The following is a 26,194-nucleotide window of genomic DNA, read 5'->3' as shown; positions in this document are numbered from 1 at the left end:
ATTTCTACCAGGCAGCGGTATTGGTGTTTTAAGATCTAAAGATTAGATCAGCTTATTTTGTAGATTTTTCGAAACGCTCGCTAACAGCATCCCAGTTTACTACATTCCAGAAAGCCGCGATATAATCAGGGCGTCTGTTTTGATATTTCAAGTAATAAGCATGCTCCCAAACGTCCATACCCAAGATCGGAGTACCTTTAACTTCTGCAATGCTCATCAAAGGGTTGTCCTGGTTAGGGGTAGAGCAAACCGCAACTTTCTTATCAGCAGTTACGATTAACCAAGCCCATCCGGAACCGAAACGGGTAGCACCAGCTTCAGCAAATTTGGTTTTGAAGTCAGCGAAAGATCCAAAAGCAGCATTGATAGCATCTGCTAAAGGGCCTTTAGGCTCACCGCCTTTGTTCGGACCGATAACTTCCCAGAATAGCGAGTGGTTATAGTGACCGCCACCATTGTTTCTCACTGCAGCAGGGAACTTGTCTACGTTCTTCATTAAATCTTCAATGCTTTGGCTAGCTTCTGGTTTGCCTTCCAATGCCTTGTTTAAGTTGGTAACGTATGCCTGATGATGTTTGTCATGGTGGATTTCCATGGTCATTTTATCGATATGCGGTTCTAATGCGTCAGTTGCGTATGGTAACGCAGGTAGTTCAAAAGCCATATTTTTATGATTTAAGTTTAAATTCTATACAAATATAACATTCAGCTGCAAAGTTTGTTCAGCCTATTGTCAAGTAGTTTAATCGCGTCTGGCAGCAAAGAACTTACGCATCAGCTCGCCACATTCTTCTGCCAGAACTCCAGCTTCCATAACTGTTTTCGGATGTAAAATATTGCTGCATTTGCTTGTAAAGCCTCTTTTTGGTTCTGGTGCACCATAAACCAGTTTGCTGATCTGCGTCCAGTAACTTGCACCTGCACACATTACACAAGGTTCAACGGTTACATAAAGCGTGCAGTCCTTTAAGTACTTGCCACCCAAGGTTTCACTGGCTGCGGTAAAAGCCTGCATTTCGGCATGAGCAGTAACGTCGTTAAGCTGTTCGGTAAGGTTATGCCCACGACCTACCACACGGCCCCTGCAAACCACTACGGCACCAACTGGAATCTCGCCCAACTGGAAAGCTTTCTCTGCTTCCTGCAATGCCAGGCGCATGAAATACTCGTGTTCGGCCCTGGGGTCTTTATCTTCTGCGAAATTGTAAAAGCTCATGCCGCAAAGATAAGGCTTTAGATCAGTTTGCTGCCATTGGGAACAGGGCGTTCCAGACTCGTTAACACGATGTCGCCATTTTCATCAGCGAATCCCGTCACCAGGAACTCCGACATGAACTTGCCGATCTGCTTCTTCGGAAAGTTGGTCACGGCAACAATCTGACGCCCCACCAGCGTTTCCTTCGTGTAATGCTTGGTGATCTGCGCCGAGCTCATCCGTAGCCCGTAAGGGCCAAAATCAACCTTAACTTTAAATGCTGGTTTACGTGCTTCCGGAAAGTCGAAAACTTCCAGGATGGTTCCTGCACGGAGTTCTACTTGCTCAAATTCAGACCAGGTAATCTCTTTCATGATACTCTTTACTATGCTTTTATTTTAAGTTCTAATTGCTAATTAAAATCCCAAACTTAGATTCCAATTACATCCTTTTTCTTGCGCTGTTTCATCGTCTTTGGAATCACGGCGAGGATCTCTTCCCGGAATGCATTCAGCATGCGCTTTTTAATGAAATTCTTGTGGGTCACGATGCTGATCTCCCGCACGGGTTCCGGGGATTTAAATGAGCGCACCTTACTCAGTTGCTTGTTGGTCAGCTCCGCAAGCGCCAGCTCGGGTACCAGCGTAGCGCCGTCATTGCGGTCAACCATACGGATTAAGGTTTCCACACTGCCGGTGTTATAGGTAAGGCCCTGCAGGCGATTATCCTTGGTGGTCCGGCAAATGTTCAGCACCTGAGAACGCATACAATGCCCCTCATTCAAGAGCCAGATGTTCTCCTCCTCCAGATCATCCGGGTCAATGTTTTTCTTTTTATAGAGCTTACTGTTCTTGCTGATATAGGTCACGAAAGACTCGTAGTATAAAGGAAGTTCTTCCGTAGCCGGATCACCGAAAGGCGTGGCCATGATGCCGCAATCCAGTACACCGGTTTTCAGGTGATGGATGATGTCTTCGGTGGTATATTCCCAAATGAGTAGTTTCAGATCAGGATATTTCTCCATCATCGCAGAGATGACCTGGGGAAGCAGGTAAGGGGCAACCGTTGGAATGATGCCTATGCGGAGCTCGCCAACGATGTCCTGTTGCTGGCTGTTGATGATCTCCTTAACCTTATGACTTTCCTGCAGAATAACCCTGGCTTGGGCGATGATCTGTGCACCAATTTCTGTTGGTACCACTGGCTGTTTGCTGCGGTCAAAGATCTTCACGTTCAGCATTTCCTCCAGCTTCTGGACCTGCATGCTTAAAGTAGGTTGCGTTACAAAGCACTTTTCTGCTGCACCTACAAAACTGCGGTAAGTATCAACAGCAACGATATATTCCAGCTGTACTAATGTCATATAATTAAAGTTTATATACTTTGATAAATATATAAACTTTAATTATTTATATCGCTACAAGGAGAACGATGTTGATGACTTGAAGGTTAGATTCTGATATTTAAGAAGTCTTCGTAAGCTAATTTGATACCCTGCTCCAGCTCAACTTTATGTTTCCAGCCAAGTTTGTGCAACTTACTCACGTCCATCAGTTTCCTTGGTGTGCCGTCAGGTTTGCTGCTGTCGAACGTTAAGGCACCCTCATAGCCAATCACTTTCTTGATCAGTAAAGCCAGGTCTTTAATGCTGATGTCCTCGCCGGTTCCGATATTAATCAAAGTTGGCTCGTCATAGTTCTGCATCAGGTAGTAACATGCTTCCGCAAGATCATCGGCGAAAAGGAATTCGCGTAATGGCGAACCTGAACCCCAGATGGTCACCTGCTCCGCATTATTGATCTTGGCTTCATGAAAGCGGCGGATCAATGCAGGCAATACGTGCGAGTTCTGCGGGTGGTAATTATCATTGAAGCCATATAGGTTTGTCGGCATCACAGAGATGAAATTACAACCATATTGTGCACGGTATGCTTCACACATTTTGATACCTGCAATTTTCGCAATCGCATAAGGTTCGTTCGTTTCTTCCAGCAAACCGGTCAACAGGTACTCCTCTTTCAATGGTTGAGGCGCAAGTTTCGGGTAGATACAGCTGGAGCCTAAAAACATCAGCTTTTTAACGCCGTGTTTGTACGATTGGTGGATCACGTTGTTCTGAATGGCAAGATTCTCATATAGAAAGTCAGCGCGGTAGGTGTTGTTTGCCACAATCCCACCCACTTTAGCCGCTGCAAGAAACACGTAATCAGGTTTTTCCAGGTTAAAAAATTCCTGCACAGCAACCTGGTTACGCAGGTCAAGTTCTTTAGAAGTCCGGGTTACGATATCAGTATAACCTTCTTTAGCAAGCTTACGGTGAATTGCGGAGCCTACCATTCCACGGTGGCCGGCGATGTATATCTTTGCGTTCTTTTCCAATGTATAGTCGTTTAGGTCCTCAAAATTACTAAATAGATGCCAACTTATTTAAAAGACTGATTTAATTGTACTTTTGTAAAAAATTTCACAGGTGGGCAAAGATAAGCTAAGAAAATTCTCAGAGATAGACACTTTTCATAATGTATACCAGCTTGATGCAGGTAAGGAACTAAAAGGAAAATGGGCGGAAACGCACTTCAAAAACGATAATCCAATTGTACTGGAGCTTGCCTGTGGCAAAGGAGAGTACTCGGTTAATTTAGCGAAACTATTCCCGGAGAAAAACTTTATAGGCGTAGACTATAAAGGTAACCGGATTTGGAGAGGTGCTAAAACCGGTATTGAAGAAAACATTCCCAATGTTGCATTCCTGCGTATTCAGATTGAAGGCATCCTGGAGTTTTTTGCACCAGGTGAGATCGACGAGATCTGGATCACCTTTCCCGATCCCCAGCCGCAGATCAGCAGGGAGAAGAAACGTTTAACCTTCCCAGGTTTCCTGGAGAAATACAAACAACTGCTTAAACCAGGCGGCAGGATTAACCTGAAAACCGACAATGACGGTTTGTACGCTTATACCGCAGAAAAAGTAAAAGAACTTGGGTTGATCTGCCACAAGTCTACTGATCAGCTTTACACCTCCGAATATTACGATGAGGTGCTGAAGATAAAAACGCATTATGAGCGCATTTATCTTAAACATGACAAAAACATCAACTATATTCAATTCTCCTTCGAGTAAGCTGGAATAATACCGCTGCTTAGGGACCTTAAACCAGTACTTATGGAAAAAACATTTTACGAAATGGTCTATGAGGTGGTGCGACTTATCCCCGCAGGAAGGGTAACTTCTTATGGCGCCATTGCAAAATGCTTGGGTTCAGGCGGTTCGGCAAGGATGGTTGGCTATGCGATGAACAATGCACATGGTATGCATCCGCCAGTGCCCGCGCACCGTGTGGTAAACCGCAACGGACTGCTTACCGGTAAGTTTCATTTTACACCACCAGAACTGATGCAGCAGTTGCTCGAAAACGAAGGCCTGATCATTGTTGATGACAAAATTCAAAACTTTAATAAACACTACTGGGATCCTTCAGTAGAAATTTAAGAACACATGGGAAAATTAGTAGAAGAATTTAACGACTACCGTTCTAAAATGAACGATAGGATCATGGAAACGGCAAATACCAATATCAAAAGGTTCTTTGCTTTAGATACCACCACCTATGCAGACGGTGCCTTGAACGTGAAGACCAAGGAGATGCTTGGCCTGGTTGCTTCAATGGTGCTTCGCTGTGATGACTGTATCAAATATCACCTGGAAAAGTGTTATGATGAAGGTGTAAGCAATGCAGAGATCAATGAAGTATTTATGATCGCTAACCTGGTTGGAGGTTCTATCGTGATCCCACACTACCGCAGGGCCGTAGAATACTGGGACGAGTTAAGTCTTTAAACCCCAATCAAAAGACAAAGACGGAAAAGCAAAGTCATAAAAAAAGCTGATGACCAGAGGGCATCAGCTTTTTTGTTATTTATGCATCAGGTTGTAGGCCTTCACGTAAGCTGCTACTGACTTAGCATCGAAGGACTCTGTTTCCTTGATCCGTTCTGCGAGATCCTCATCATTATTTAGTTTCTCCAGCAAGATCTGTTTCAGGCGCTGCTGATCGCTTGAAGAGTTCAGCTGTATTTCTAACATCGGTCCGCTGCCAGGTTTCTCAATAAAGTACAACGCTTTTCTGCCAGACGCTTTTTTGGCGTTATTCCTCCGCCCGCCGCCAATGGAAATACCACCGCCGATACCTACACCACCAAATCCACCACGGCCCATACCGCCCGAACCCAAGCCAATACCAACACTGGGACTAACCCGGACCCGCTTTTCCTGCGGCGCAGTGGGGTCGGCCGACTGCTCGCCAATGGCATACATGTTCACTGTACCCATTTCAATAACCTTAAAGAACCGTTGTTCTACTTTCTTATTGTTGATGATCGGCTTGCTTACATAGGTCTCGCCATTCCAGAGGAACTCCTTTACATCTTTTGCTTTATAAAGCACCTCCACCTGGTCGTCCTTCAGCAGCGCTACGGTACTATAATCTGTGCCTTTTATCGTTCCACGTACGAAATTCGTGCTGTCGAGCATCACCACATCCTGCGCAGCAGCGAGGAAGGAAAAGCTGATCAGGAACAATAAAATGGCCGTAATTTTCATGACTTTCATAGGTTACAAATAACGTAAATTATGGATTCTTTGATACAAAGCGGTTTACAATAATTAACTTTGATTATGAAAAAACTGTTCCTGCTCGATGGAATGGCGCTTATTTACCGGGCGCACTTTGCTTTAAGTAAAACTCCACGATTCACCTCCACAGGTCTGAACACTTCTGCCGTAATGGGCTTCGCAAATACCTTGCTGGAAGTGATCAAAAAAGAGAAACCAAGCCATATTGCGGTGGTTTTTGATACCAATGCACCTACCGAAAGACATACTGATTTTGAAGCTTACAAGGCACACCGTGAAGCCATGCCAGAAGATCTTGCAACGGCCTTGCCTTACGTGGTGAAGCTTATTGAAGGTTTCGGTATTCCGGTGATCACCAAAGATGGCTTTGAAGCAGATGATATTATCGGCACCCTGGCTAAGGAAGGTGAGCGACAGGGCTTCCAGGTGTTTTGCATGACGCCGGACAAAGACTTTGCACAGCTTGTTTCAGAGAACATCTTCATCTATAAGCCATCCCGCATGGGTAATGGCGTAGAAATCATGGGTGTACCTGAGGTGCTTGCCAAATGGGAGATTGAAGATGTAAAGCAGGTGATCGACATCCTCGGCCTATGGGGTGATGCGGTAGATAATATCCCGGGTATTCCGGGAATTGGTGAAAAAACCTCCAAGATCCTGGTTAAACAATACGGGTCGGTAGAGAACATCATCGCCAATGCAGATGAGCTGAAAGGCAAAATGCGTGAAAACGTGAAGATGTATGCCGAGCAGGGTATGGTCTCCAAAAAACTCGCCACCATCATTCTGGATGTGCCGGTAGAATTTGACCCCCATGCGCTGGAGCTTGGCGAGCCTAACCGGGAATTGCTGGAACCGCTTTTCGCGGAACTTGAATTCCGCACCTTAGGCAGACGCGTATTTGGAGATAACTTCTCCATTGGGGAAGCGGGCAGTAGCGTATCACAACAGACCGACCTCTTCGGACAGCCGGTTTGTGAGCCGGAGCAAGCCTCGAAAGTTTTTGTTGCACCACCTGCCTTATTCGAGCAGCCTGCATCCAAAACCATTGCTGATGTTCCACATGATTATAAATTAGTTGACACGGCGGAAGCTCGCAAAAGCCTTATCGACCTGCTCTTACAGCAGGAAAGTATTTCCTGGGATACAGAAACCACTGGTACAGATGCGAACCTGGCCGAGCTGGTTGGTCTTTCTTTCTGTATTAAAGTAGGCGAGGGTTATTACATCCCTTTGCCGCCGGAACGTGAAGCGGCGCAACTGATCGTCGATGAATTCCGTCCGGTGCTTGAAAATGAGAAGATTGCTAAGATCGGGCAGAATCTTAAATATGATATCCTGGTGCTTAAATGGTATGGCGTAAACATTAAAGGTCGCTTATTCGATACCATGCTTGCCCATTACCTGATCGATCCGGATACCCGCCATGGTATGGACCTGCTTTCGCAGAACTACCTTGGTTATACGCCAATATCGATCACCAGCCTGATTGGCACCAAAGGGAAGAACCAGGGCACCATGCGTGATGTGCCCGTAGAAAAAGTAGTTGATTATGCTGCCGAAGATGCTGATGTAACCTTACAGCTGGCCAATATCTTCGAACCGATGCTGAAGGAACTGAATGCGGAAGAACTGGCCAGGGACATTGAAAACCCATTGATCTACGTGCTTGCGGACATTGAAAAAGAAGGTGTACGCATTGATGTAGATACCTTAAATAAATATTCCAAAGATCTGGAAACCGACATCGCAAGATTGGAGCAGAGTGTATTCGAGAAATGCGGTGTTACCTTCAACCTGTCTTCACCGAAACAGCTTGGAGAAGTGCTTTTTGATAAACTGGAACTGGATCCTAAAGCGAAGAAAACCAAAACCGGGCAGTACCAGACCGGCGAGGATGTGCTTTCACGTTTAGCGAACAAAAGCGATGTGGTGCAGGATATCCTGGATTACCGCCAGCTTTGTAAACTAAAATCCACCTATGTGGATGCCTTGCCGCTATTGGTTAACCCAAAATCCGGACGCGTACATACCAGCTTCAACCAAGCGGTTGCTGCAACTGGCCGGTTAAGTTCTAATAATCCAAACTTACAGAACATCCCGATCCGAACGGAAAGGGGCAGGGAAGTGCGCAAAGCTTTCATTCCAAGAGATGAAAACCACGTACTGCTGTCGGCGGATTATTCGCAGATCGAGCTGCGTATCATTGCGGAGATCAGCAAGGAAGAGAACATGCTGGATGCTTTCAGCAAAGGCATCGATATCCATACCGCAACTGCGGCGAAGGTTTACGGAACCAGCATCGAGGAAGTTACACCTACACAAAGGCGGAACGCCAAAGCGGTAAATTTCGGGATCATCTATGGGCAGTCGGCATTCGGACTTTCTCAAAACCTGGATATCCCAAGAAAAGAAGCCGCAGACATCATTGAACAATATTTCACCCAATATCCAGGCATCAAGCGCTACATGAGCGACACGATGACCTTTGCACGGGAAAACGGCTTTGTAGAAACCATTATGGGGCGCAGGAGATACTTAAGAGATATCAATTCTGCCAACCAGACGGTACGTGGTTTTGCGGAACGAAATGCGATCAATGCGCCGATACAAGGCTCTGCAGCAGATATGATCAAGATTGCAATGATCAACATCCATAAAGACATACAGGAGCGTGGTTTACAGGCTAAAATGACCATGCAGGTGCATGATGAGCTTGTGTTCGACGTGCCGAAGCCAGAGGTCGAGGTGATGAAAGAGATTATTAAACACCGTATGCAAACAGCCATTAAAACCAATGTGCCAATCGAAGTAGAGATTGGTATGGGGGAAAACTGGTTGGCTGCACACTAGTTAGTATAGATTGTATAAAAGAAAGGCCCGGATCAATCGATCCGGGCCTTTCTTTTATAACTCGATAGTCTCTCCAATTGCAGGAAGCAACAGGATCTTGCCTTCACGTTTAAATTTCGCAAGTGCATCTTCCTTGTCGATCTTAATCAAGTCGAAAGTATCATAATGTACGCCAATCACCTTATCGCATTCGATGTATTTGGTTGCAACAAGTGCATCATCGACGTCCATGGTGAAGTTACCCCCGATAGGCAGGATGGCATAGTCCAGATTGTACAAGTCTGCAAGCAGCTTCATGTCCATGTTTAAAGCAGTATCTCCGGCGAAATAGACCGTTTTACCTGCACTTTCCAATACAAAGCCGGCAGGATTACCACCGTAGCTACCATCAGGCAAACCACTGGAGTGCGTAGCCCATACCATACGCAGGTTACCGAATTCGAACTTGGTCTTACCGAAGTTCATCGGATGCACATTGCTTACCCCCTGTGTCTGCAACCAGTTGGCGATTTCCACCATCGTGATCACCAGGGCACCGGTTTGTTTAGCAAGGTCTACCAGGTCGGCAACGTGGTCGCCATGGCCATGACTAACCAGTATATAATCTGCAGTAATGGATTTTGCATCAATCGCTGATGCCAGCGGATTTGGGGTAATAAAAGGATCAAAGAGAAACTTTTTACCGCCAAGTTCCAGCAAAAAGCAGGATTGTCCGTAATAGCTGAATTTCATATTTCTGAGTTTTATGAATTGAATTGTTAAGCGCCAAACATGCCACCTAAACCGCCAAGCATGTCTTTAGTTGCCGACTGCATTTCTACAGCGCTCACCTGGTCTGCCTGTGTCAAAGCTTTGTTTACAGCCGTTAGCAGCAGCTCTTCGATTTCTTCTTTATCCGCTTGCTTGAAAAATTCTTCCTGAATTTCAATGGCTGTGATGGTCTTGTTTGCGGTTGCAGTAACCTTAATCGCACCACCTTCAACCTCACCATATACAGAAACGTGATCTAAACGTTTTTTTATTTCCTCGGCCTTTTGTTGTGCGGCCATCAATTTATCGAACATAACTTTAAATTTATATTAAGACCCTAAATTATTGAATTTGTTTGTATCAAGTTTCATCTGCGTGCTTTTTGTCTCCCAAACCGGGATCGTAGCGTCACCACAAACGGAAACCGAGCCCGGCTTAATGGTGTTTGCGGGGTTTAGCCCTTTCATATTGCACCGGCCATTTCAGCTCAACATCAAGCGCTTCTGCGGCATGCAGCGGGAAATATGGGTCACGTAAAAATTCACGCGCCAGGAAGATTAAGTCTGCCTTTTCCTCTTTCAGGATATCTTCTGCCTGCTGTGCCGAGGTGATTAATCCAACTGCACCGCTCAGTATACCGGTTTCCTTTTTGATCTGTTCGGCAAATTGCACCTGATAACCCGGGAAAACGGGGATCTGTTGTTTCTTGGTTAAGCCACCTGAAGACGCATCAATAAGGTCTACACCTTTATCTTTCAGCAAACCCGCGAGTTTAACCGATTCTTCAGCATTCCAGCCGCCTTCTGCCCAGTCCGTTGCGGAAATGCGCACAAATAGGGCGTTTTCTGCTGGCCATACTTGCTGAATGGTTTCTACGAGTTCTAACAGCAGTCGTACGCGGTTTTCAAAGCTTCCGCCATATTGATCCGTACGTTCATTGCTCAATGGCGATAGGAACTGGTGAATCAGATAGCCATGCGCTGCATGGATCTCAATCACCTTAAATCCAGCTGCGATGGCTCTTTGGGTAGCAGCTTTAAAGTCGTCCTTCACTTTTTGGATACCTTCAGCGCTTAGTGCTTCAGGGATGGTATCTTCCTCATTGAAAGGAATGGCACTTGGTGCTACGGTTTGCCAGCCACCTTCAGCAATGCTGATCTGCTTGGGGTCTAACCAAGGGGCTTTGAAGCTGGCTTTACGACCGGCATGTGCCAGTTGAATGCCTGCAACAGATCCGTATTGGTGGATGAAGGCGGTAATGCGCTTTAAGCCTGGGATATGTTCATCTTTCCAGATGCCGATGTCTCCGGGCGAGATCCTGCCTTCCGGTGATACGCTGGCTGCTTCGGTGATGATCAGCCCTGCGCCACCCATAGCGCGGCTACCAAGATGCACCAGGTGGTAGTCGGAGGTAAAGCCATCTTCCGCGGAGTACTGGCACATTGGAGAAACCACAATTCTGTTTTTTAGGCTTAAATTCTTTATGGTAATTGGGGAAAATAGATTGGACATTGTCTGGTATTATTGATGTATTTACGTTTAGAAAGATTCGGTTCCTGGCCGGCTCTTCTTCGCCTCTTGGCCGCCTATTGTTCGCCTATTGTTCGGCTCCAAGCGAACAGAAGGCGTTTAATAGCCAAGCAAGAGCCGTAGAAGGCCCGAATCTGAATTGCAATGATAACAAGTCTTAAGTTTAATTGTTCAATCTGGAATGTAAGGCAAACCTCATAAAAAAAGCGCTCCGGAAGGAAGCGCTTTTAATTACAATGTGGATATCTTATTTGCCTAAGACATAATAGAACGAGAATGATGTCGTATTATTCAAGAAGCCGAGACTAAGATCAGTTTGTTTGGTGGCTCCAGTCGACCTTTTGAATTCTGTCCGTGAATAGGCTAAGCTGCCCAGTGATGCAACAAGTCCAATTCTCCTCACTGGGAAATAGACAAATTCCAGATTCAAGCCTGCGCTGTAGCCTTTGAAGTCGAAATCACCGCCGTTATAGTCGTAGGTGCTTGTAGCTTTAGCTTTTTGGGTGTTATAACTCGCGAAAGGTCCTGTACGGACACCTATTTTATCTTCGAATAAGAAATATTTGTTCAGAGACAGTGACGCGAATAATCCGGTGTTAGTGGTTTCTGTAGATCCACTGGTCGCGTATTGATCCGAATGGGAGCGGGAATAACCAAGATTAGCAGTAAGCCCAAGTTTGTTTGCCAGAAAGTAGGTGTATGAAGGACCTATGCTAAATGCATTTTGCTTGTTAGTTGCTTCTGCTGATGGTGTGTTCGCGGGCTCACTCTTGTTGTGATTTAAAGAGAAACTGCCCCCGAGCATGTGTGTTCCTTTTTCTGTTTGTGCGCTTGCGGTCAAGCCACTTAGTGCAGCTAATAAGAGTAACGTTAATTTTTTCATGTATTAAATTTTCAGCGAATATAGAAACAAATCGCAGTTTCAAGCACTTCGAGTTTGCCCATTACCCCGAATCACCCACTTATAGCTGGTGAGTTCGGTCAGGCCCATTGGTCCGCGGGCATGGAGTTTCTGTGTGCTGATACCAATTTCCGCACCAAGCCCGAACTGGGCACCATCGGTAAATGCTGTCGAGGCATTTGCATATACCGCTGCGGCGTCCACCTGGTTAAGGAAGGTCTCCACGTTCGCTGCATGCTCAGAAATGATGGCCTCGCTATGTTTGGAGCTGTACTTAGCAATGTGCTGCAGAGCCTCCTCCAGATTCGAAACCGTTTTTATAGCCAGCTGGTGGGAAAGGAACTCTGTCCCGAAACTATCGGCTGCGGCAGGTTTAAGTAAGTCCTCAGGATAATTATCCTTTAACACGGCATAAGATGCTTCATCAGCATGGATCAGGACCTTCGAGCCACTCAGTGCGATCACTAATGAAGGCAGGTCTTCCAACCGGTCTTTGTGGATCAGCAGGCAATCAAGCGCATTACATACACTTACCCTTCGGGTTTTGGCATTTAGCACAATGCCTTTACCCTTTTCCAGATCACCGTCCAGGTCGAAATAGGTATGTACAATGCCGGCACCGGTTTCAATCACCGGGATCTTGCTGTTCAAACGAACATAGTCGATCAAAGCCTGACTGCCTCTTGGGATCAATACATCCACCAGTCCGCGGGCATTCAGCAGACTTTCTGTTGCCGCGCGTTCCGGTGGCAGCAGGGTAAGGACATTTTTGTTGATCCCGAACTGTTGCAGTACTTTCTGGATCACTTCTGCGATTGCGGCGTTAGACTGCGTGGCATCGCTTCCACCTTTGAGCACGGCAACATTTCCCGTTTTAAAGCAAAGCGCAAAGACATCAGCGGTTACATTCGGCCGCGATTCATAAATGACCCCAACAACGCCGAGCGGCACGCGTAACCTGGAGATCTGCATGCCATTTTCTGCCTGGTGTCCATCAATTAGCTGGCCTATTGGGCTTTCCAGGTTAGCTACCTTGCTCATGTCTGCAGCGATATCCCGGATTCTATCTGGCGACAACCTTAGGCGGTCGTACTTAGGGTCCGCTTTGTCCATGAGGTCAAGATCCTTCTTGTTGGCTTCCAGGATCTTGTCTGTATTCCTCACCAGCGCTTCCGCAACATCAAGCAGGGTGTGTGCAATAGTTTCTTTTTTAAGGATGTTCAGTTCTCTGCTGGCGGTAACCGCGGCTTCAAAGTAGCTTCTGTATTTCATAATCAGATCAGGGGATGAAAGTAGTTGTAGTGTACCAAAGGCCTTTGTTTTTGTTCGCCAATGCAGGCACGTGCTTTTTCTGCACCATATTCCGCAACACCCAACCCGATCAGGTGTTCCTGCTCATCGATGAGCTTTATGATGTCACCTTTTTTAAAATCCGCATGGATGTCTATGATTCCTACGGGTAGCAAACTGCTTGCTTTGCCCGACAGCAGTGCTTCTTTGGCACCCGCATTAAGTTGCACAATGCCGGTTGCGGCACCTTCCGAATGCGCAATCCATTTCTTTTTGCCAGACCTGATCTTTTCGGCCGCAAAGCGGGTATGGACAACCGTCTTGTACAGGAGATCTGTTATAATGTGCTCCCGGTTGCCATTGGCGATCATGACCGGGATGCCCAGTCTAGCGACTTTTTGGGCCATACTGAGCTTGGTGACCATGCCGCCACGTCCATGGCCGGACTTGCTTGTTGTAATGAAGTTGCCGATGCCGCCTTCGGTACCCTTGATCTCCGGAATCACCTTTGATGAGGGTAATCTGGGGTCACCGTTATAGATGCCGTCTACATTGGAAAGGATGATCAAAGCATCTGCATTGAGCATGGAAGCGATTAGGCCAGCCAGCTCATCATTATCGGTAAACATAAGCTCTGTAACGGATACCACGTCATTTTCATTGATCACCGGGATCACTTGATGCTGCAGCAGGATCTCCAGGCAGTTTTTGATGTTCAGGTAATGCATGCGATCACGGAAGTCTTCTTTTGTGACCAGCACCTGCGAACAGAGCATCTCATGCTGTTCAAACAGCTGCAGGTAAAGGTTGATCAGTTTGATCTGGCCTATGGAAGCGAGTAGCTGTCGTGCAGCAACGGTATTTTGCTTTTCGGAGATCTTAATCAGGCTCCTGCCGGAAGCAACCGCACCTGAAGATACCAGGACGACTTCTTTTCCATCTTTTTTTAGCTTTGCCAGTTGATCAACGAGGTGGCTGATGCGCTCCACGTTCGGCAGACCATCTGCTTTGGTAAGTACATTGGAGCCTACCTTAATTACAATTTTCTTGAATAGGGAAGTATCGGACATAGAAAAGGGTTACAGGACCGTGAGGATCGGATAAAATGAAGCGTTGGTTCTGCCATTTAAAAGGACAGTGTTTAGTCCTTCTTGTCCTCGGGGACGGCTAAAGGAATTTTCTTTATCCGCATGGGCGTAGAAGTGGATCGCACCGATTTAAAGGAATTTGGGAGAGCAACGGGTTGATTATACTCGTTGTAACTAGGCTTTTTGACGAACTTGTTGGAGTCAATCAGGTAACTGTTAGAATCCAAACGAAGATATAAATGAGGGCTATCAATCCTGAATTTCAGACCTGGGCTTAGCTTATCAGCATCAGGTAACAACTTTAAATCTGTTTGTGCCTTAGCATCTATGACCGACAAGGTCAGGATCAATGCCGTAGCAGAAAGGAAGGTAAATGGTTTCATGTCAGCAGCTTTGCAAGCAATTTAATGAAATTACGTCGCTGAGCAATGTAGAAATTTCATTACTTTTTTCGGGTACGGTGCACCATCGGGCATTTTAAAGCTGTTTATCTTCCACGTCCGTAGTGTTATGTTCCAGCGTGCAATCTGGCATCCGGCTGTTTGATGATGCTGATGCCACCTGTTTTTCTGTCCTGTAGCTGCATGGAAAATTTATCGCAAGACCTACGAATTAGGTAATGATCCTTTTCCTTTCGGATGAGATATTCATGCAATTTTAAAGGCTGTTTTTTTGGAACAAAACAGGTATGTTCCTGTTTGTTAAATAAGTTATGGTTTTTCGGCAGTCCGGTCGAATATTTCGAAGTTTGACGTCCTTTGTAATAAATTGATTTTCAGACCTTTCGATGGTGTTGTCTCGAAAATCGATCACTTTAAGGGAAATGTAAAAAAAGCAAAAACGTTTTGCACAACTGAATATTTATTTAAACCTTTGCGCTTCAATTAATTTAAAGCGGGATCTAACACAGAAAATGAGTAAACAAAACACACATAAACTTTCCATTATAGCGGCAAAGGTTCTTGCTTCTAATAGTTTGTTTATCGAACGTTTACGACCCATATTTTTTGCGCCGTCCAACCGGCATGCCTACACGCCACGTCTTTGAGTAATTGCTACTCATCGCCCCCGGGACATATTCGTTCCAAACAGTTAAACAGTTATTTTATTTTTTCGTTATATAAATAATGAATATAAACGATTTTATAGTGCAGGTTGCACTACCTGAACATCGTGTTTTTGCAGAGGAAATCTGCAATGAAATGGCCGAATCTGCTAAGGCCCGCGGTACAGGAATTGCCAAACGTTCTCCGGAGTATGTTGCTGGCAAAATGGCGGATGGCAAAGCGGTGATCGCTTTCCATAAGGATGGCAGCTGGGCAGGGTTTTGCTACATCGAAACCTGGAGCCATGGTCAGTTTGTGGCCAACTCTGGACTGATCGTTAGTCCGAATTACAGAAAAGCCGGACTGGCGCATGCCATCAAAGAAAGAATTTTCGAACTCTCCCGTACAAAATACCCTAAAGCAAAGATCTTCGGTTTAACAACCGGTCTTGCGGTGATGAAAATTAACTCTGATCTGGGTTATGAACCGGTAACGTATTCTGAACTTACCCAGGATGAGGATTTCTGGAAAGGCTGCCAGAGCTGTGTAAATTTTGAGATCCTGAAAAGCAAGGATCGCAAGAACTGCATGTGTACGGCAATGCTTTATGATCCGGCGACCCAAAAGCATGACGTTGCGAAGAAATTCGCAGAGGAGTTGAAGCGCAAGCCTAAGCTCTATGAACGTTTTATGCTGATGAAGCAAAAGATGATCATCAAAAAGAGTCCTTTATTATTTTTATCGCTGTTTAAATAGCAGTTTCAATTTTTGAAATCGTCACTAGGATGGTTTCATCACCAACACAAATATAAAATAGATGAAAAAGAAAGTCGTTTTAGCTTTTAGCGGAGGGTTAGACACCTCGTTTTGTTGTGTTTACCTGTCTCAGGATCGTGATTTAGAGGTACACTCTGTCATTGTAAACACCGGTGGTTTTTCTGAAGAAGAATTACAGGAAATTGAGAGACGGGCATACGCACTGGGTGTAGCTTCTCATGCCGTGGTTGATGAAACTGATAACTACTACGACGGTTGTATTAAATACCTTGTGTTTGGTAATGTGCTTAAAAATGCCACTTACCCGCTTTCTGTTAGTGCGGAACGTGTAAGTCAGGCCACAGCAATTGCGAACTACGTTAAAAAGATTGGCGCGGACTACGTGGCACACGGAAGCACCGGTGCTGGTAATGATCAGGTGCGTTTCGATATGATCTTCAACATCATCATTCCGGAAGTAGAGATCATCACGCCGATCCGTGACTTAAAATTATCCCGCGAAGCGGAAATCAAATATCTTGCAGAGCATGGTGTTGAATATAGTGCAGCGAAAGCGAGATATTCAATCAATAAAGGGCTTTGGGGAACTTCCGTAGGTGGTCAGGAGACTTTAACCTCTCATGAGATGTTACCGGAAGAGGCATGGCCGACCCAGGTTACCGAAAGCGGCAATCGCAGAATTGAGCTTACTTTCGAAAAAGGTGAACTCACCGGCATTGATGGCGAAACCTTGGCACCAGTTGCGGCAATCCAGAAATTGCAGGCCATTGCACAGCCTTATGGCATCGGTCGCGATGTACACGTTGGTGATACCATCATCGGTATCAAAGGCCGTGTAGGTTTCGAAGCTGCGGCACCGATCCTGATCATCAAAGCACACCATACTTTAGAAAAACATACGCTAACCAAATGGCAGCTAAGCTGGAAAGAGCAACTCGCTTCTTTCTATGGCAACTGGCTGCATGAAGGTCAGTTTCACGATCCGATCATGCGCAACATAGAGGCTTTCCTTGCAGATACGCAAAAAGTAGTTAGCGGAAAGGTATTCGTTGAATTGATGCCTTACCGTTTCCAGATCATCGGTATCGAGTCTGGGCATGACCTGATGAGCAACAAATTTGGTAGCTACGGCGAGATGAACAACACCTGGTCTGGCGAAGATGTAAAAGGCTTCTCCAAGATTTTTGGAAACCAGGTGATGATCTGGCACAAAGTGAACGGCCATGAAGATTAAAGCAGGAATCGTTGGTGGTGCGGGTTATACGGGTGGAGAGATGCTCCGCCTGTTGCTGAACCACCCTGACGTGGAAATTGACTTCGTGCTGAGCAGCAGCAATGAAGGTAACCTGGTCTCTGACGTACATACTGATCTCTACGGGGATACGGATCTTCGTTTTTCAGGTACTTTAAAACAGGATATTAATGTACTGTTTTTATGTGTTGGCCATGGTGATGCGAAGAAGTTTTTGGATGCCAATCCGATCGATAAAGGGGTAAAGATCATTGATCTGAGCCAGGATTTCAGGTTAAAAGCTGCGGCGGGTAACGACTGGGTTTATGGTTTGCCGGAGTTTAACCGTGAGCAAATCAAAACAGCGAATTACATTGCTAATCCAGGCTGTTTTGCAACGGCGATACAGCTGGGTTTACTGCCGATGGCGGCAAACGGATTACTTAAAAGCGAGATCCACATCAACGCAACAACCGGTTCTACCGGTGCTGGACAGGGTCTTTCTACGACCTCACACTTCAGCTGGCGCAATAATAATCTTTCCATATATAAAGCTTTTGATCACCAGCATCTGAATGAGATTGGAGAGAGCATGGTGGTGCTTGATCCTGAGTTCAGTGCACCGGTGACCTTCATCCCACAACGCGGTGATTTTACCAGGGGGATTCTGGCATCTATCTATCTGGATACCGATCTTTCTGCGGAGGAAGCGCTAAAGTTGTATGAAGATTATTATGCGGATGCAGCCTTTACCCATGTAAGTAAGAAGAATATAGATTTAAAACAGGTGGTGAACACCAGTAAGGGCTTGTTATACGTGCAGAAATATGGAAGTAAGCTCCATGTGATCAGCATAATTGATAACTTGTTAAAAGGTGCCAGCGGACAGGCGGTTCAGAATATGAACCTGATGTTTGGACTGGAAGAACGGCAAGGGTTGCGGTTGAAGGCTTCTGCCTTTTAATTTGAGCATTGTCTAATTTTTAAACCGGGCCTTCTGGTCTTTAAACCTTTTTAAAATGAACTTATTTGACGTTTATCCATTAAATGATATCGAAATTGTAAAAGCATCCGGCAGCAATGTATGGGATGCAAACGGACAGGAATACCTTGATCTTTATGGCGGTCACGCTGTAATTTCTATCGGGCACACCCATCCGCATTATGTTGGCCGATTAACCGAGCAGCTATCTAAGGTTGGTTTCTATTCCAACTCCATTAAAATTCCTTTGCAGGTACAGCTTGCGGAGAAATTGGGTCAGGTTTCCGGTAAAACAGATTACCAGTTATTCCTTTGTAACTCTGGTGCGGAAGCGAATGAAAACGCACTGAAGCTTGCTTCTTTCTATAACAACAAAAAGACGGTAATCGCCTTTAAAGGTGCATTCCATGGCAGAACCTCCCTTGCGGTGTCGGCAACAGATAATCCAAAGATTATTGCGCCGGTAAATGAAACCGACAATGTGGTTTTCCTTCCTTTCAACGACGTGGCGGCACTTGCGCAAGCCTTTGAAGATCATGGTGAAGAGATATCATCCGTGATTATTGAAGGTATTCAGGGTGTTGGCGGGATCAAAGAAGCTTCAGTAGAATTCCTGAAATCCATCAGATCATTCTGTGACCAGTATGATGCGGTATTTATCGCGGATAGCGTACAATGCGGATACGGTCGTACAGGCTTGTTTTACTCGCATGATTATGCAGGCGTGGACGCTGACATCTATACCATGGCAAAAGGTATGGGGAATGGTTTTCCGATCGGTGCGATCTCTATTGCGCCGAAGTTTGTGCCATGGCATGGGATGCTGGGTACTACTTTCGGTGGTAACCACCTGGCTTGTGCGGCAGCATTGGCGGTTTTGGAGGTAATGGAGCAGGATCAACTGATGAAGAATGCTGCGGAAGTAGGTGCTTACCTGATTACAGAACTGAAGAAATTCTCTGAAGTGCAGGCGGTACGTGGCCGTGGTTTAATGATCGGTATCGATCTGCCTGCAGAACTATCGGGCGTAAAAAAGAACCTGCTCTTTAAACATCATATATTCACTGGGGAAGCAAAGCCGAATGTGATTCGCTTGCTGCCTGCATTAAACCTGACAAAGGCACATGCAGACTTGTTCCTTGAAAAATTCTCTCTGGCTTTAAAAGATTAAGAATCCGTTATGAAACAATTTACATCTGTACATGACGTCGCTGACGTTGAGCAGTTGGTGAAAGATGCGTTAAGTTTAAAATCAAATCCATATAGCGATAAGCAGCTTGGCGAAAATAAGACCTTAGGTCTGGTGTTTTTAAATCCAAGTTTACGTACGCGTTTAAGCACGCAGAAGGCTGCGATAAACCTGGGCATGAGCGTTATGGTCATGAACATGGATAAAGACGGCTGGGCGCTTGAAACGCAAGATGGCGTGGTGATGAACGGTACTACTGTGGAGCATATCCGCGAAGCGGCTGCAGTGATGGGACAATATTGCGATATTCTTGGCTTACGTTCTTTTCCAAAACTGAAGGATCGTGAAGAGGATTACAGTGAGGATTTCTTTAACAAGTTTGTTTCTTATTGCGGTGTACCGGTAGTGAGTTTAGAAAGCGCAACGCGTCACCCGCTGCAGAGTCTTGCGGATCTGGTAACGATCAAAGAAACCTGGAAAGCTGAGGCAAAGCCTAAGGTAGTTTTGGCTTGGGCGCCGCACGTGAAAGCGTTGCCGCAAGCTGTTCCGAATTCTTTTGCCGAGTGGATGTGCAAAGCGCAGGAACTGGGTATGGTCGACTTTACCATTGCACAGCCTGAAGGTTTTGAATTGAATAAAGACTTTACGCCGGGTGCGCAGATCGTGCATAACATTGATGAGGCACTTCAGGGTGCGGATTATGTTTACGTCAAAAACTGGTCGAGCTACAGTTCTTACGGACAGGTGCTTCCTTATCCGGAAGGCTGGATGATGAACAATGAGAAACTTGCTTTGACGAACGATGCGAAAGTGATGCACTGTTTGCCGGTAAGAAGGGATCTGGAACTATCCTCAGAGATCCTGGATGGGCCCAATTCACTGGTAATCCATGAAGCTGGGAACCGCTTATGGGCGGCACAGGCGGTTTTGAAAGACCTTTTGCAAAGCCTATCTTAGGATTTCTTAAATTCTAAAGATGAAAAAGACACTCACCATAGTAAAAATCGGGGGTAATGTAATTGACAATTCGGAGCAGTTACATTACTTCCTGGAAGACTTCTCTGCATTATCGGGCGACAAGATCCTGGTACATGGGGGCGGAAAAGTAGCAACGGAGCTTGGGGTGTCTATGGGCATTGAAGCGAAGATGGTTGATGGACGGCGAATTACTGATATCCATACGTTAAGGATCGTGACCATGGCTTATGCCGGGTTGATCAACAAAAATATTGTGGCCCAGCTGCAGGCCAGGTATTGCAATGCGATCGGCTTGACCGGCGCAGATGGCAATACGATCAAAGCAGTGAAACGGCCAGTAAAGACCATTGATTATGGCTTTGTGGGCGATCTTGATGAACATTCCGTTTCCGTTGAGACCATTTCCAGTCTTTTAGGGAGTAAGCTGGTACCTGTGTTCTGTGCGCTTACGCACGATGGGGATACCCAGCTACTGAATACCAATGCGGACACGATTGCTTCTGCCATCGCAGTTGCGATGTCTTCAGTTTACGATACTACGCTGATTTATTGCTTCGAGAAAAAAGGGGTGCTACGCGATGTGGATGATGAAAGCTCGCTTATCCGGGAGATCCGCCTGGAGGAGTTTACTTCATTGCAGGAATCTGGTGTGATATCCGGAGGCATGATCCCGAAGTTGCACAATGCTTTTGAAGCAATTAAAAGTGGAGTAAAAGAAGTGTTGATCGGCCATGCCGATGAACTTTTAAAAAATGGTGATGCAAAAGGTACACGTTTAACGCAATAATCATGGAGCAGTTTACAGGTCAAATCGCCATCATTGGCAGCGGAAATATCGGAACTTCATTGGCGCGTGGGTTGGTGAAGTCAGGCTATGCTTCAGCTTCGCAGATTACCTTAACCCGCAGGAATGTAGCAGGTTTAAGTGCTTTTGCAGAACAGGGTTTCGGCATTAGCGGAGATAATCCCGCTGCGGTTGCAGCAGCTGATATCGTGGTGCTTTGTGTGTTGCCACAGCAGTTAAATAAACTGCTGGAAGAGATTAGTCCGGTGATCGATGTGAGCCGGCACCTGGTGATTTCGGTTGCTTCCGGGGTAAGTTGCGCTGATATCCGGAGCAAACTTTCAGCGGGTTTAGAGGTGGTACGGGCGATGCCGAATACAGCCATCGCCATTGGGCAATCTATGACCTGTGTGGCTAGCGACCGTGCTTCGGATGAAAATGTGCAGCTGGTAAGCCGTATGTTCGAAACCGTTGGTGCAGTGGTTAAGATTAACGAAGACCTGATGACGGCAGCTACGGCACTGTGTGCTTGTGGTATTGCTTTCTTTTTACGTGCCATTCGTGCGGCTTCGCAGGGTGGGGTAGAGATCGGCTTTCATGCCGAGGATGCATTGAAGATGGCGGTACAAACGGCAAAAGGTGCTGCAGATCTGCTCTTGCAAATGGAATCGCATCCAGAGCAGGAAATAGATAAGGTGACTTCGCCGAAGGGCTGCACCATTGCAGGTTTAAACGAGATGGAGCATAATGGCTTCAGCTCTTCACTGATAAAAGGCATAAAACTATCTGCAGTAAAAGCAGGTGAACTATATAAAAAAGAATAGCTATGATGGAGAAACTGCAAAATGATGCAGTAGCATTGTTGAAAGAATTGATCACGATTTCATCGTTCAGCAGGGAAGAAGATAAGACAGCTGATGTAATTGAACGCTTCCTGCGGGAACGAAATGTGAAAACCCAGCGAAAGGGTAACAATGTCTGGGCTTATAATGCTCAGTTTGATGCCAATAAGCCAACTTTGCTTTTAAACTCCCATCATGATACCGTAAAGCCCAATTCCGGATACACCAGAGACCCGTTTTCTCCGGATGTAGAAGCGGGCAAGCTTTACGGCTTAGGAAGCAATGATGCAGGCGGCTGTCTGGTTTCCCTCATTGCAACCTTTCTTTACTACTACAATACCGAAGATTTAACGTACAACCTTTGTCTGGCAGCCACTGCAGAGGAGGAGATTTCTGGTCTGAATGGGCTGGAAAGCATCTTGCCTGAGCTTGGTTTGTTGGATTTCGCGATTGTCGGTGAGCCTACCCTGATGAACCTTGCCATCGCGGAAAGAGGTTTAATGGTGCTGGACTGCCAGGTGCATGGCAAAGCTGGTCATGCTGCCCGTGAAGAAGGGGAGAACGCGATCTATAAAGCTTTGAAGGATATTCAATGGTTTAAATCTTATCGCTTTGCGAAGGTTTCCGAGCTGTTTGGACCTTTAAAGATGTCGGTTACCGTAATAAACGCCGGCACACAGCATAACGTGGTGCCCGAGCTTTGCAGCTTCACTGTTGATGTGCGGGTAACAGACGCTTATACGAATGAAGAGGTGCTGAAGATCATTAAGACCAATGTAAGTTGTGCGGTTAAACCGCGATCTACGCGTTTGAAACCTTCTTCAATTGATAAGAACCATCCAATTGTACAAAGCGGTATCCGCATGGGTAAGGAAACTTACGGCTCTCCGACCACTTCAGACCAGGCATTGTTAAGCATTCCTTCGCTGAAGGTTGGGCCTGGGGATTCGGCGCGTTCGCATATGGCGGATGAGTACGTTTACGTTCAGGAGATTCTGGATGGCATTGAAGGATATGTGGAGATGCTGAAGCCCGTGATCACCGCTGGGTAACGGTAAAGCCTCGCCGGCACGGCTCTTATTAATTATTCCTATTTTTGTTTCAATTTAAATATATCGGTAAGCATGAAGATCTGGCAAAAAAACATTGACGTTAACAAGGACATTGAAACATTTACTGTTGGGCGCGACCGGGAGCTTGACCTGGAGATGGCGGCTTTCGACGTATTAGGCTCCTTGGCGCATGTGGAGATGCTTGAAAGTATTAACCTGCTTACAGCTGAAGAGCTTAAAACCGTGCAATCGGCTTTAAAGCAGATCTATAAAGAGATTGAATCCGGTGATTTCGTGATTGAAGATGCGGTGGAAGATGTGCACTCTCAGGTAGAGTGGCTCTTAACGCAGCGCATCGGTGAAGCTGGTAAAAAGATACACAGCGGCAGATCTAGAAATGACCAGGTGCTGGTAGACTTAAAATTGTACTTCCGTGCCTGCATCGAGGGCATGGTGACAAACACCTCCGCACTCTTTGAACAGCTGATCAGCTTGAGCAATACGCATAAAGATAAACTACTGCCGGGCTATACACACCTACAGATCGCCATGCCTTCGTCCTTCGGGCTGTGGTTCGGTGCTTATGCAGAAAGCCTTGTTGATGATATGGACATGATGCTTGCCGCCTGGAAGATCACCAATAAAAACCCACTGGGTTCTGCTGCGGGATATGGTTCTTCCTTTCCTTTAAACAGAACCATGACAACGGAACTCCTGGGCTTCGAACGGTTGAACTACAACGTGGTTTATGCCCAGATGGGCCGTGGGAAAACGGAGCGTATTTTGGCACAAGCCATGTCTTCTATTGCTGCTACACTGGCCAAAATGGCCATGGATGTATGTTTGTTCATCAATCAGAACTTCAGCTTCATTAGTTTTCCAGCGGAACTGACTACGGGTTCCAGCATCATGCCGCATAAGAAGAACCCGGATGTTTTTGAGCTAATTCGCTCTCGCTGCAACAAGATCCAGGCCTTGCCGAATGAAATTGCCATGATGACGACCAACCTGCCTTCAGGATATCACCGCGATCTGCAGTTGTTGAAAGAAAGCTTGTTTCCAGCAATTACCTCCCTTAATGAATGCCTGCAGATGGCAACTTATATGTTACAGCATATTGAGGTTAAAGACGGCATCCTGGCGGATAAAAAGTATGCATATTTGTTCAGTGTGGAGTCTGTGAATGAACTTGCACTGAACGGTGTTCCATTTAGAGAGGCTTACAAGATTGTTGGCGAGACCATCGAGAACGGCACCTTTGAACCAGGTACTGCCGTTAACCATGTGCATGAGGGCAGTATCGGTAATCTATGCAACGAGGAGATCTCGGGCATGATGAATGACGTGCTTGCGCAGTTTAACTTTGAAAAAGTAAAAGGTGCCATTGAAAAATTACTGGCACATTAATTAAATCAATTAAAAATGAATGTATCCTTATTAGCAAACGCCCTTGTAGGCTCGGAGATTATCAAAATTGGAAATGAAGTCAACGAGTTGAAACGAAAGGGCGCCAAGATCGCCAATCTTACGATAGGTGATTTTGACCCTGCTGTATTCCCAATACCTGAAGCTTTGAAATCGGAGATCATTGCGGCGTATAATGATCATCAAACTAACTATCCACCTGCGGATGGTATATTGCCGCTACGGGAAACGGTAGCGAACCTGCTGGATAAGCGAATGAACCTGAACTATAGCACCGGTGACATCCTGATCTCCGGCGGTTCAAGGCCATTGATCTATGCCACTTACCTGGCCCTGGTTGATCCAGGCGATAAGGTGATCTATCCGGCACCATCCTGGAATAACAACCACTACTGCACTTTATCTTCTGCAAACGGTGTAGCTGTTGAAACGACCGTTGAGAACAACTTCATGCCTACTGCAGCACAGCTGAAGCCACATTTGAAAGGTGCAACCTTGCTTGCCTTATGTTCGCCATTGAACCCAACCGGTACTATGTTCACCGCAGAACAGCTGGAAGAGATCTGCGACATCGTGTTGGAGGAGAACAAATCCCGGTCAGCAGGGGAGAAGCCCTTGTACTTGATGTACGACCAGATCTATTCTTTGCTGACCTTTGATAAGGAACACGTTAACCCTGTTACATTACGTCCTGAGCTGAAAGACTACGTAATCTACATCGACGGGATTTCAAAAGCACTTGCTGCAACCGGTGTTCGGGTAGGTTGGGCTTTCGGACCATCATTGGTGATTTCTAAGATGAAAGCATTACTTGGTCACATCGGAGCCTGGGCGCCTAAAGCGGAGCAGGTAGCGGTTAGTAAGTATTTTGCGGACGATGCGCAGGTAGACACCTTCCTTGGAAACTTCAAAGAGCAGATCCAGTTGAGCCTTAATGCAATTTACGATGGTTTCCAGTCGCTTAAAGCGGAAGGTTTTAACGTCGATGCAGTAGTGCCAATGGGTGCAATTTACCTGACCATCAAGATTGATTATATCGGGAAGACAACGCCTGCAGGTGATGTTTTGAAGGATAGTGCGGATGTCAACTTCTACCTGATCAAGGAAGCGCAGTGCGCATTGGTTCCTTTCTCCGCTTTTGGCAACGAGCATAGCATGCCTTGGTTCAGGGCTTCTGTGGGCGGTTGTTCTTTAGAGGACATACAGGCAATGATGCCAAGAATTAAAGCTGCTTTGAGTAAGTTGAAATAGTACTTCGATTGATGGACTTCTGCTCGCGTGGAGAAATACGCCGGCTGAAAGTGCCATTATAAAGAAAAAGCTCAATATAAATAGCATGAAAAGAGGCCGTATCATTGAAAGATGATTGGCCTCTTTTTTTTGTTGATGCTGTTTTTTGTTGTTCAGAGTTTCTTGATCATCAAGGGTAGAAAGTGGTGCTTAGCGGAAGCTTGCCGCATCACAACCAGCAAAAACAGCCTTTCTAAGCTGCTTTTTTCCTTAAGTTTTGTGCTATCGCGAGTAAACCCCATTCGATCTCGACTTTTTCTTTACCCCGGAGCATAAAGCGGCGGAACCCATGGTTCTGTTTGATATTTGCGAAGACTGGCTCAACATCAAAGCATCGTTTCTTTCGATGCCTTATTCC

At 45.9% G+C, this 26,194-nt stretch carries 28 protein-coding genes; 14 read left to right on the top strand and 14 right to left on the bottom strand.

The annotated features are described in order from the left end of the window. Positions 1 to 52: 52 nt before the first annotated feature. From AC5WJX_RS01830 to fcl, 5 genes are all read right to left on the bottom strand, one after another. Positions 53 to 664 carry a superoxide dismutase gene (locus tag AC5WJX_RS01830; RefSeq protein ID WP_494483119.1) on the bottom strand — a complete coding sequence of 204 codons (612 nt, stop codon included), beginning with the start codon at positions 662 to 664 and terminating at the stop codon, positions 53 to 55. Positions 665 to 742: 78 nt separating this feature from the next. Next, entirely contained in the window at positions 743 to 1,216 is a 474-nt protein-coding gene (locus tag AC5WJX_RS01825; RefSeq protein WP_494483118.1) for a nucleoside deaminase, read from the bottom strand. Between the two features lie 17 nt (positions 1,217 to 1,233). Beyond that, positions 1,234 to 1,569 carry a tRNA-binding protein gene (locus AC5WJX_RS01820; protein ID WP_494483117.1) on the bottom strand — a complete coding sequence of 112 codons (336 nt, stop codon included), beginning with the start codon at positions 1,567 to 1,569 and terminating at the stop codon, positions 1,234 to 1,236. A gap of 56 nt (positions 1,570 to 1,625) precedes the next feature. Beyond that, on the bottom strand, positions 1,626 to 2,558 hold the full coding sequence (locus AC5WJX_RS01815) for a hydrogen peroxide-inducible genes activator (protein ID WP_440428839.1): 933 nt from the start codon (positions 2,556 to 2,558) through the stop codon (positions 1,626 to 1,628). Positions 2,559 to 2,644: 86 nt separating this feature from the next. Next, complete coding sequence (fcl, locus tag AC5WJX_RS01810) at positions 2,645 to 3,574, bottom strand: GDP-L-fucose synthase (RefSeq protein WP_494483116.1); 930 nt, start codon at positions 3,572 to 3,574, stop codon at positions 2,645 to 2,647. Positions 3,575 to 3,665: 91 nt separating this feature from the next. On the opposite strand from fcl, the gene trmB reads away from it, so the two are divergent. Genes trmB through AC5WJX_RS01795 form a run of 3 tightly spaced genes read left to right on the top strand, consistent with a single transcriptional unit; the run spans position 3,666 to position 5,033 of the window. Further along, positions 3,666 to 4,316 (top strand): tRNA (guanosine(46)-N7)-methyltransferase TrmB, encoded by a 651-nt coding sequence (gene trmB / locus AC5WJX_RS01805; protein WP_494483115.1) that lies wholly within the window; start codon positions 3,666 to 3,668, stop codon positions 4,314 to 4,316. Between the two features lie 42 nt (positions 4,317 to 4,358). Further along, positions 4,359 to 4,685, top strand: coding sequence for an MGMT family protein (locus AC5WJX_RS01800; RefSeq protein WP_440428842.1), 327 nt, complete (start codon positions 4,359 to 4,361; stop codon positions 4,683 to 4,685). A 6-nt stretch (positions 4,686 to 4,691) separates the two neighbouring features. Continuing rightward, a complete protein-coding gene (locus AC5WJX_RS01795) occupies positions 4,692 to 5,033 on the top strand; it encodes a carboxymuconolactone decarboxylase family protein (RefSeq protein WP_440428843.1) in 342 nt (113 codons plus the stop codon). 75 nt (positions 5,034 to 5,108) lie between these two features. Here AC5WJX_RS01795 and AC5WJX_RS01790 read toward each other — a convergent pair whose 3' ends face one another. After that, positions 5,109 to 5,804 carry a hypothetical protein gene (locus tag AC5WJX_RS01790; RefSeq protein WP_494483114.1) on the bottom strand — a complete coding sequence of 232 codons (696 nt, stop codon included), beginning with the start codon at positions 5,802 to 5,804 and terminating at the stop codon, positions 5,109 to 5,111. A 66-nt stretch (positions 5,805 to 5,870) separates the two neighbouring features. Between AC5WJX_RS01790 and polA the strand changes: the two genes are divergently transcribed. Next, entirely contained in the window at positions 5,871 to 8,681 is a 2,811-nt protein-coding gene (gene polA / locus AC5WJX_RS01785) for a DNA polymerase I (RefSeq protein ID WP_494483113.1), read from the top strand. Positions 8,682 to 8,735: 54 nt separating this feature from the next. Here polA and AC5WJX_RS01780 read toward each other — a convergent pair whose 3' ends face one another. The 7 genes from AC5WJX_RS01780 to AC5WJX_RS01750 all read right to left on the bottom strand — a co-directional run bounded on the left by AC5WJX_RS01780 (position 8,736) and on the right by AC5WJX_RS01750 (position 14,623). Beyond that, positions 8,736 to 9,413 (bottom strand): metal-dependent hydrolase, encoded by a 678-nt coding sequence (locus AC5WJX_RS01780; RefSeq protein ID WP_494483112.1) that lies wholly within the window; start codon positions 9,411 to 9,413, stop codon positions 8,736 to 8,738. 26 nt (positions 9,414 to 9,439) lie between these two features. After that, a complete protein-coding gene (locus AC5WJX_RS01775) occupies positions 9,440 to 9,745 on the bottom strand; it encodes a YbaB/EbfC family nucleoid-associated protein (RefSeq protein WP_440428847.1) in 306 nt (101 codons plus the stop codon). 121 nt (positions 9,746 to 9,866) lie between these two features. Continuing rightward, on the bottom strand, positions 9,867 to 10,943 hold the full coding sequence (gene namA / locus AC5WJX_RS01770) for an NADPH dehydrogenase NamA (protein ID WP_494483111.1): 1,077 nt from the start codon (positions 10,941 to 10,943) through the stop codon (positions 9,867 to 9,869). Positions 10,944 to 11,208: 265 nt separating this feature from the next. Further along, the gene (locus AC5WJX_RS01765) at positions 11,209 to 11,844 is read right to left on the bottom strand and encodes an outer membrane beta-barrel protein (RefSeq protein ID WP_494483110.1); all 636 of its coding nucleotides are present in this window, start codon (positions 11,842 to 11,844) and stop codon (positions 11,209 to 11,211) included. Positions 11,845 to 11,883: 39 nt separating this feature from the next. Continuing rightward, positions 11,884 to 13,134 carry a glutamate-5-semialdehyde dehydrogenase gene (locus tag AC5WJX_RS01760; RefSeq protein WP_494483109.1) on the bottom strand — a complete coding sequence of 417 codons (1,251 nt, stop codon included), beginning with the start codon at positions 13,132 to 13,134 and terminating at the stop codon, positions 11,884 to 11,886. A 2-nt stretch (positions 13,135 to 13,136) separates the two neighbouring features. After that, positions 13,137 to 14,222: a glutamate 5-kinase gene (gene proB, locus AC5WJX_RS01755; protein ID WP_494483108.1), complete on the bottom strand. Its 1,086-nt coding sequence runs from the start codon at positions 14,220 to 14,222 to the stop codon at positions 13,137 to 13,139. A gap of 71 nt (positions 14,223 to 14,293) precedes the next feature. Next, entirely contained in the window at positions 14,294 to 14,623 is a 330-nt protein-coding gene (locus AC5WJX_RS01750; RefSeq protein WP_494483107.1) for a hypothetical protein, read from the bottom strand. 744 nt (positions 14,624 to 15,367) lie between these two features. Here AC5WJX_RS01750 and AC5WJX_RS01745 point away from each other — a divergent pair. From AC5WJX_RS01745 to AC5WJX_RS01700, 10 genes are all read left to right on the top strand, one after another. After that, the gene (locus AC5WJX_RS01745; RefSeq protein WP_494483106.1) at positions 15,368 to 16,042 is read left to right on the top strand and encodes a GNAT family N-acetyltransferase; all 675 of its coding nucleotides are present in this window, start codon (positions 15,368 to 15,370) and stop codon (positions 16,040 to 16,042) included. 61 nt (positions 16,043 to 16,103) lie between these two features. Further along, a complete protein-coding gene (locus AC5WJX_RS01740) occupies positions 16,104 to 17,297 on the top strand; it encodes an argininosuccinate synthase (RefSeq protein WP_494483105.1) in 1,194 nt (397 codons plus the stop codon). Beyond that, a complete protein-coding gene (argC, locus tag AC5WJX_RS01735; RefSeq protein ID WP_494483104.1) occupies positions 17,287 to 18,258 on the top strand; it encodes an N-acetyl-gamma-glutamyl-phosphate reductase in 972 nt (323 codons plus the stop codon). Before AC5WJX_RS01740 ends, argC begins: the two co-directional genes overlap by 11 nt. A 55-nt stretch (positions 18,259 to 18,313) precedes the next feature. Then, a complete protein-coding gene (locus AC5WJX_RS01730; protein ID WP_494483103.1) occupies positions 18,314 to 19,447 on the top strand; it encodes an aspartate aminotransferase family protein in 1,134 nt (377 codons plus the stop codon). Positions 19,448 to 19,456: 9 nt separating this feature from the next. After that, positions 19,457 to 20,422, top strand: a complete 966-nt coding sequence (locus AC5WJX_RS01725; protein WP_494483102.1) for a Rossmann-fold NAD(P)-binding domain-containing protein — start codon at positions 19,457 to 19,459, stop codon at positions 20,420 to 20,422. Between the two features lie 19 nt (positions 20,423 to 20,441). Beyond that, a complete protein-coding gene (argB, locus tag AC5WJX_RS01720; RefSeq protein WP_494483101.1) occupies positions 20,442 to 21,230 on the top strand; it encodes an acetylglutamate kinase in 789 nt (262 codons plus the stop codon). Between the two features lie 2 nt (positions 21,231 to 21,232). Continuing rightward, positions 21,233 to 22,051: a pyrroline-5-carboxylate reductase gene (proC, locus tag AC5WJX_RS01715; RefSeq protein ID WP_494483100.1), complete on the top strand. Its 819-nt coding sequence runs from the start codon at positions 21,233 to 21,235 to the stop codon at positions 22,049 to 22,051. 2 nt (positions 22,052 to 22,053) lie between these two features. Continuing rightward, positions 22,054 to 23,121: a M20 family metallo-hydrolase gene (locus tag AC5WJX_RS01710; RefSeq protein WP_494483099.1), complete on the top strand. Its 1,068-nt coding sequence runs from the start codon at positions 22,054 to 22,056 to the stop codon at positions 23,119 to 23,121. Between the two features lie 72 nt (positions 23,122 to 23,193). Continuing rightward, positions 23,194 to 24,528, top strand: coding sequence for an argininosuccinate lyase (argH, locus tag AC5WJX_RS01705; RefSeq protein WP_494483098.1), 1,335 nt, complete (start codon positions 23,194 to 23,196; stop codon positions 24,526 to 24,528). Between the two features lie 15 nt (positions 24,529 to 24,543). Then, positions 24,544 to 25,797 (top strand): pyridoxal phosphate-dependent aminotransferase, encoded by a 1,254-nt coding sequence (locus AC5WJX_RS01700; RefSeq protein WP_494483097.1) that lies wholly within the window; start codon positions 24,544 to 24,546, stop codon positions 25,795 to 25,797. 232 nt (positions 25,798 to 26,029) lie between these two features. On the opposite strand, the gene AC5WJX_RS01695 is transcribed toward AC5WJX_RS01700, so the two are convergent. Next, positions 26,030 to 26,194, bottom strand: a 165-nt coding sequence (locus AC5WJX_RS01695; RefSeq protein WP_494483316.1) for a transposase, incomplete at its 5' end; no start/stop codon positions are given.

This window comes from Pedobacter sp. NEAU-ZC8 (genome assembly GCF_059278965.1).
The sequence above is the reverse complement of the archived record's forward strand: the minus strand, read 5'-3'. Positions and strand labels throughout refer to the sequence as shown.

Bases quoted from the DNA above. Each gene is read 5' to 3' on its own strand.
- AC5WJX_RS01780 (WP_494483112.1), bottom strand. From the start codon at position 9,413: ATGAAATTCAGCTATTACGGACAATCCTGCTTTTTGCTGGAACTTGGC.
- AC5WJX_RS01815 (WP_440428839.1), bottom strand. From the start codon at position 2,558: ATGACATTAGTACAGCTGGAATATATCGTTGCTGTTGATACTTACCGC.
- polA (WP_494483113.1), top strand. From the start codon at position 5,871: ATGAAAAAACTGTTCCTGCTCGATGGAATGGCGCTTATTTACCGGGCG.
- AC5WJX_RS01800 (WP_440428842.1), top strand. From the start codon at position 4,359: ATGGAAAAAACATTTTACGAAATGGTCTATGAGGTGGTGCGACTTATC.
- argB (WP_494483101.1), top strand. From the start codon at position 20,442: ATGAAAAAGACACTCACCATAGTAAAAATCGGGGGTAATGTAATTGAC.
- AC5WJX_RS01820 (WP_494483117.1), bottom strand. From the start codon at position 1,569: ATGAAAGAGATTACCTGGTCTGAATTTGAGCAAGTAGAACTCCGTGCA.
- AC5WJX_RS01700 (WP_494483097.1), top strand. From the start codon at position 24,544: ATGAATGTATCCTTATTAGCAAACGCCCTTGTAGGCTCGGAGATTATC.
- AC5WJX_RS01775 (WP_440428847.1), bottom strand. From the start codon at position 9,745: ATGTTCGATAAATTGATGGCCGCACAACAAAAGGCCGAGGAAATAAAA.
- proC (WP_494483100.1), top strand. From the start codon at position 21,233: ATGGAGCAGTTTACAGGTCAAATCGCCATCATTGGCAGCGGAAATATC.
- proB (WP_494483108.1), bottom strand. From the start codon at position 14,222: ATGTCCGATACTTCCCTATTCAAGAAAATTGTAATTAAGGTAGGCTCC.
- argH (WP_494483098.1), top strand. From the start codon at position 23,194: ATGAAGATCTGGCAAAAAAACATTGACGTTAACAAGGACATTGAAACA.
- argC (WP_494483104.1), top strand. From the start codon at position 17,287: ATGAAGATTAAAGCAGGAATCGTTGGTGGTGCGGGTTATACGGGTGGA.
- namA (WP_494483111.1), bottom strand. From the start codon at position 10,943: ATGTCCAATCTATTTTCCCCAATTACCATAAAGAATTTAAGCCTAAAA.
- AC5WJX_RS01745 (WP_494483106.1), top strand. From the start codon at position 15,368: ATGAATATAAACGATTTTATAGTGCAGGTTGCACTACCTGAACATCGT.
- AC5WJX_RS01725 (WP_494483102.1), top strand. From the start codon at position 19,457: ATGAAACAATTTACATCTGTACATGACGTCGCTGACGTTGAGCAGTTG.
- AC5WJX_RS01730 (WP_494483103.1), top strand. From the start codon at position 18,314: ATGAACTTATTTGACGTTTATCCATTAAATGATATCGAAATTGTAAAA.
- AC5WJX_RS01760 (WP_494483109.1), bottom strand. From the start codon at position 13,134: ATGAAATACAGAAGCTACTTTGAAGCCGCGGTTACCGCCAGCAGAGAA.
- AC5WJX_RS01825 (WP_494483118.1), bottom strand. From the start codon at position 1,216: ATGAGCTTTTACAATTTCGCAGAAGATAAAGACCCCAGGGCCGAACAC.
- AC5WJX_RS01750 (WP_494483107.1), bottom strand. From the start codon at position 14,623: ATGAAACCATTTACCTTCCTTTCTGCTACGGCATTGATCCTGACCTTG.
- AC5WJX_RS01790 (WP_494483114.1), bottom strand. From the start codon at position 5,804: ATGAAAGTCATGAAAATTACGGCCATTTTATTGTTCCTGATCAGCTTT.
- AC5WJX_RS01765 (WP_494483110.1), bottom strand. From the start codon at position 11,844: ATGAAAAAATTAACGTTACTCTTATTAGCTGCACTAAGTGGCTTGACC.
- AC5WJX_RS01830 (WP_494483119.1), bottom strand. From the start codon at position 664: ATGGCTTTTGAACTACCTGCGTTACCATACGCAACTGACGCATTAGAA.
- AC5WJX_RS01795 (WP_440428843.1), top strand. From the start codon at position 4,692: ATGGGAAAATTAGTAGAAGAATTTAACGACTACCGTTCTAAAATGAAC.
- AC5WJX_RS01710 (WP_494483099.1), top strand. From the start codon at position 22,054: ATGATGGAGAAACTGCAAAATGATGCAGTAGCATTGTTGAAAGAATTG.
- AC5WJX_RS01740 (WP_494483105.1), top strand. From the start codon at position 16,104: ATGAAAAAGAAAGTCGTTTTAGCTTTTAGCGGAGGGTTAGACACCTCG.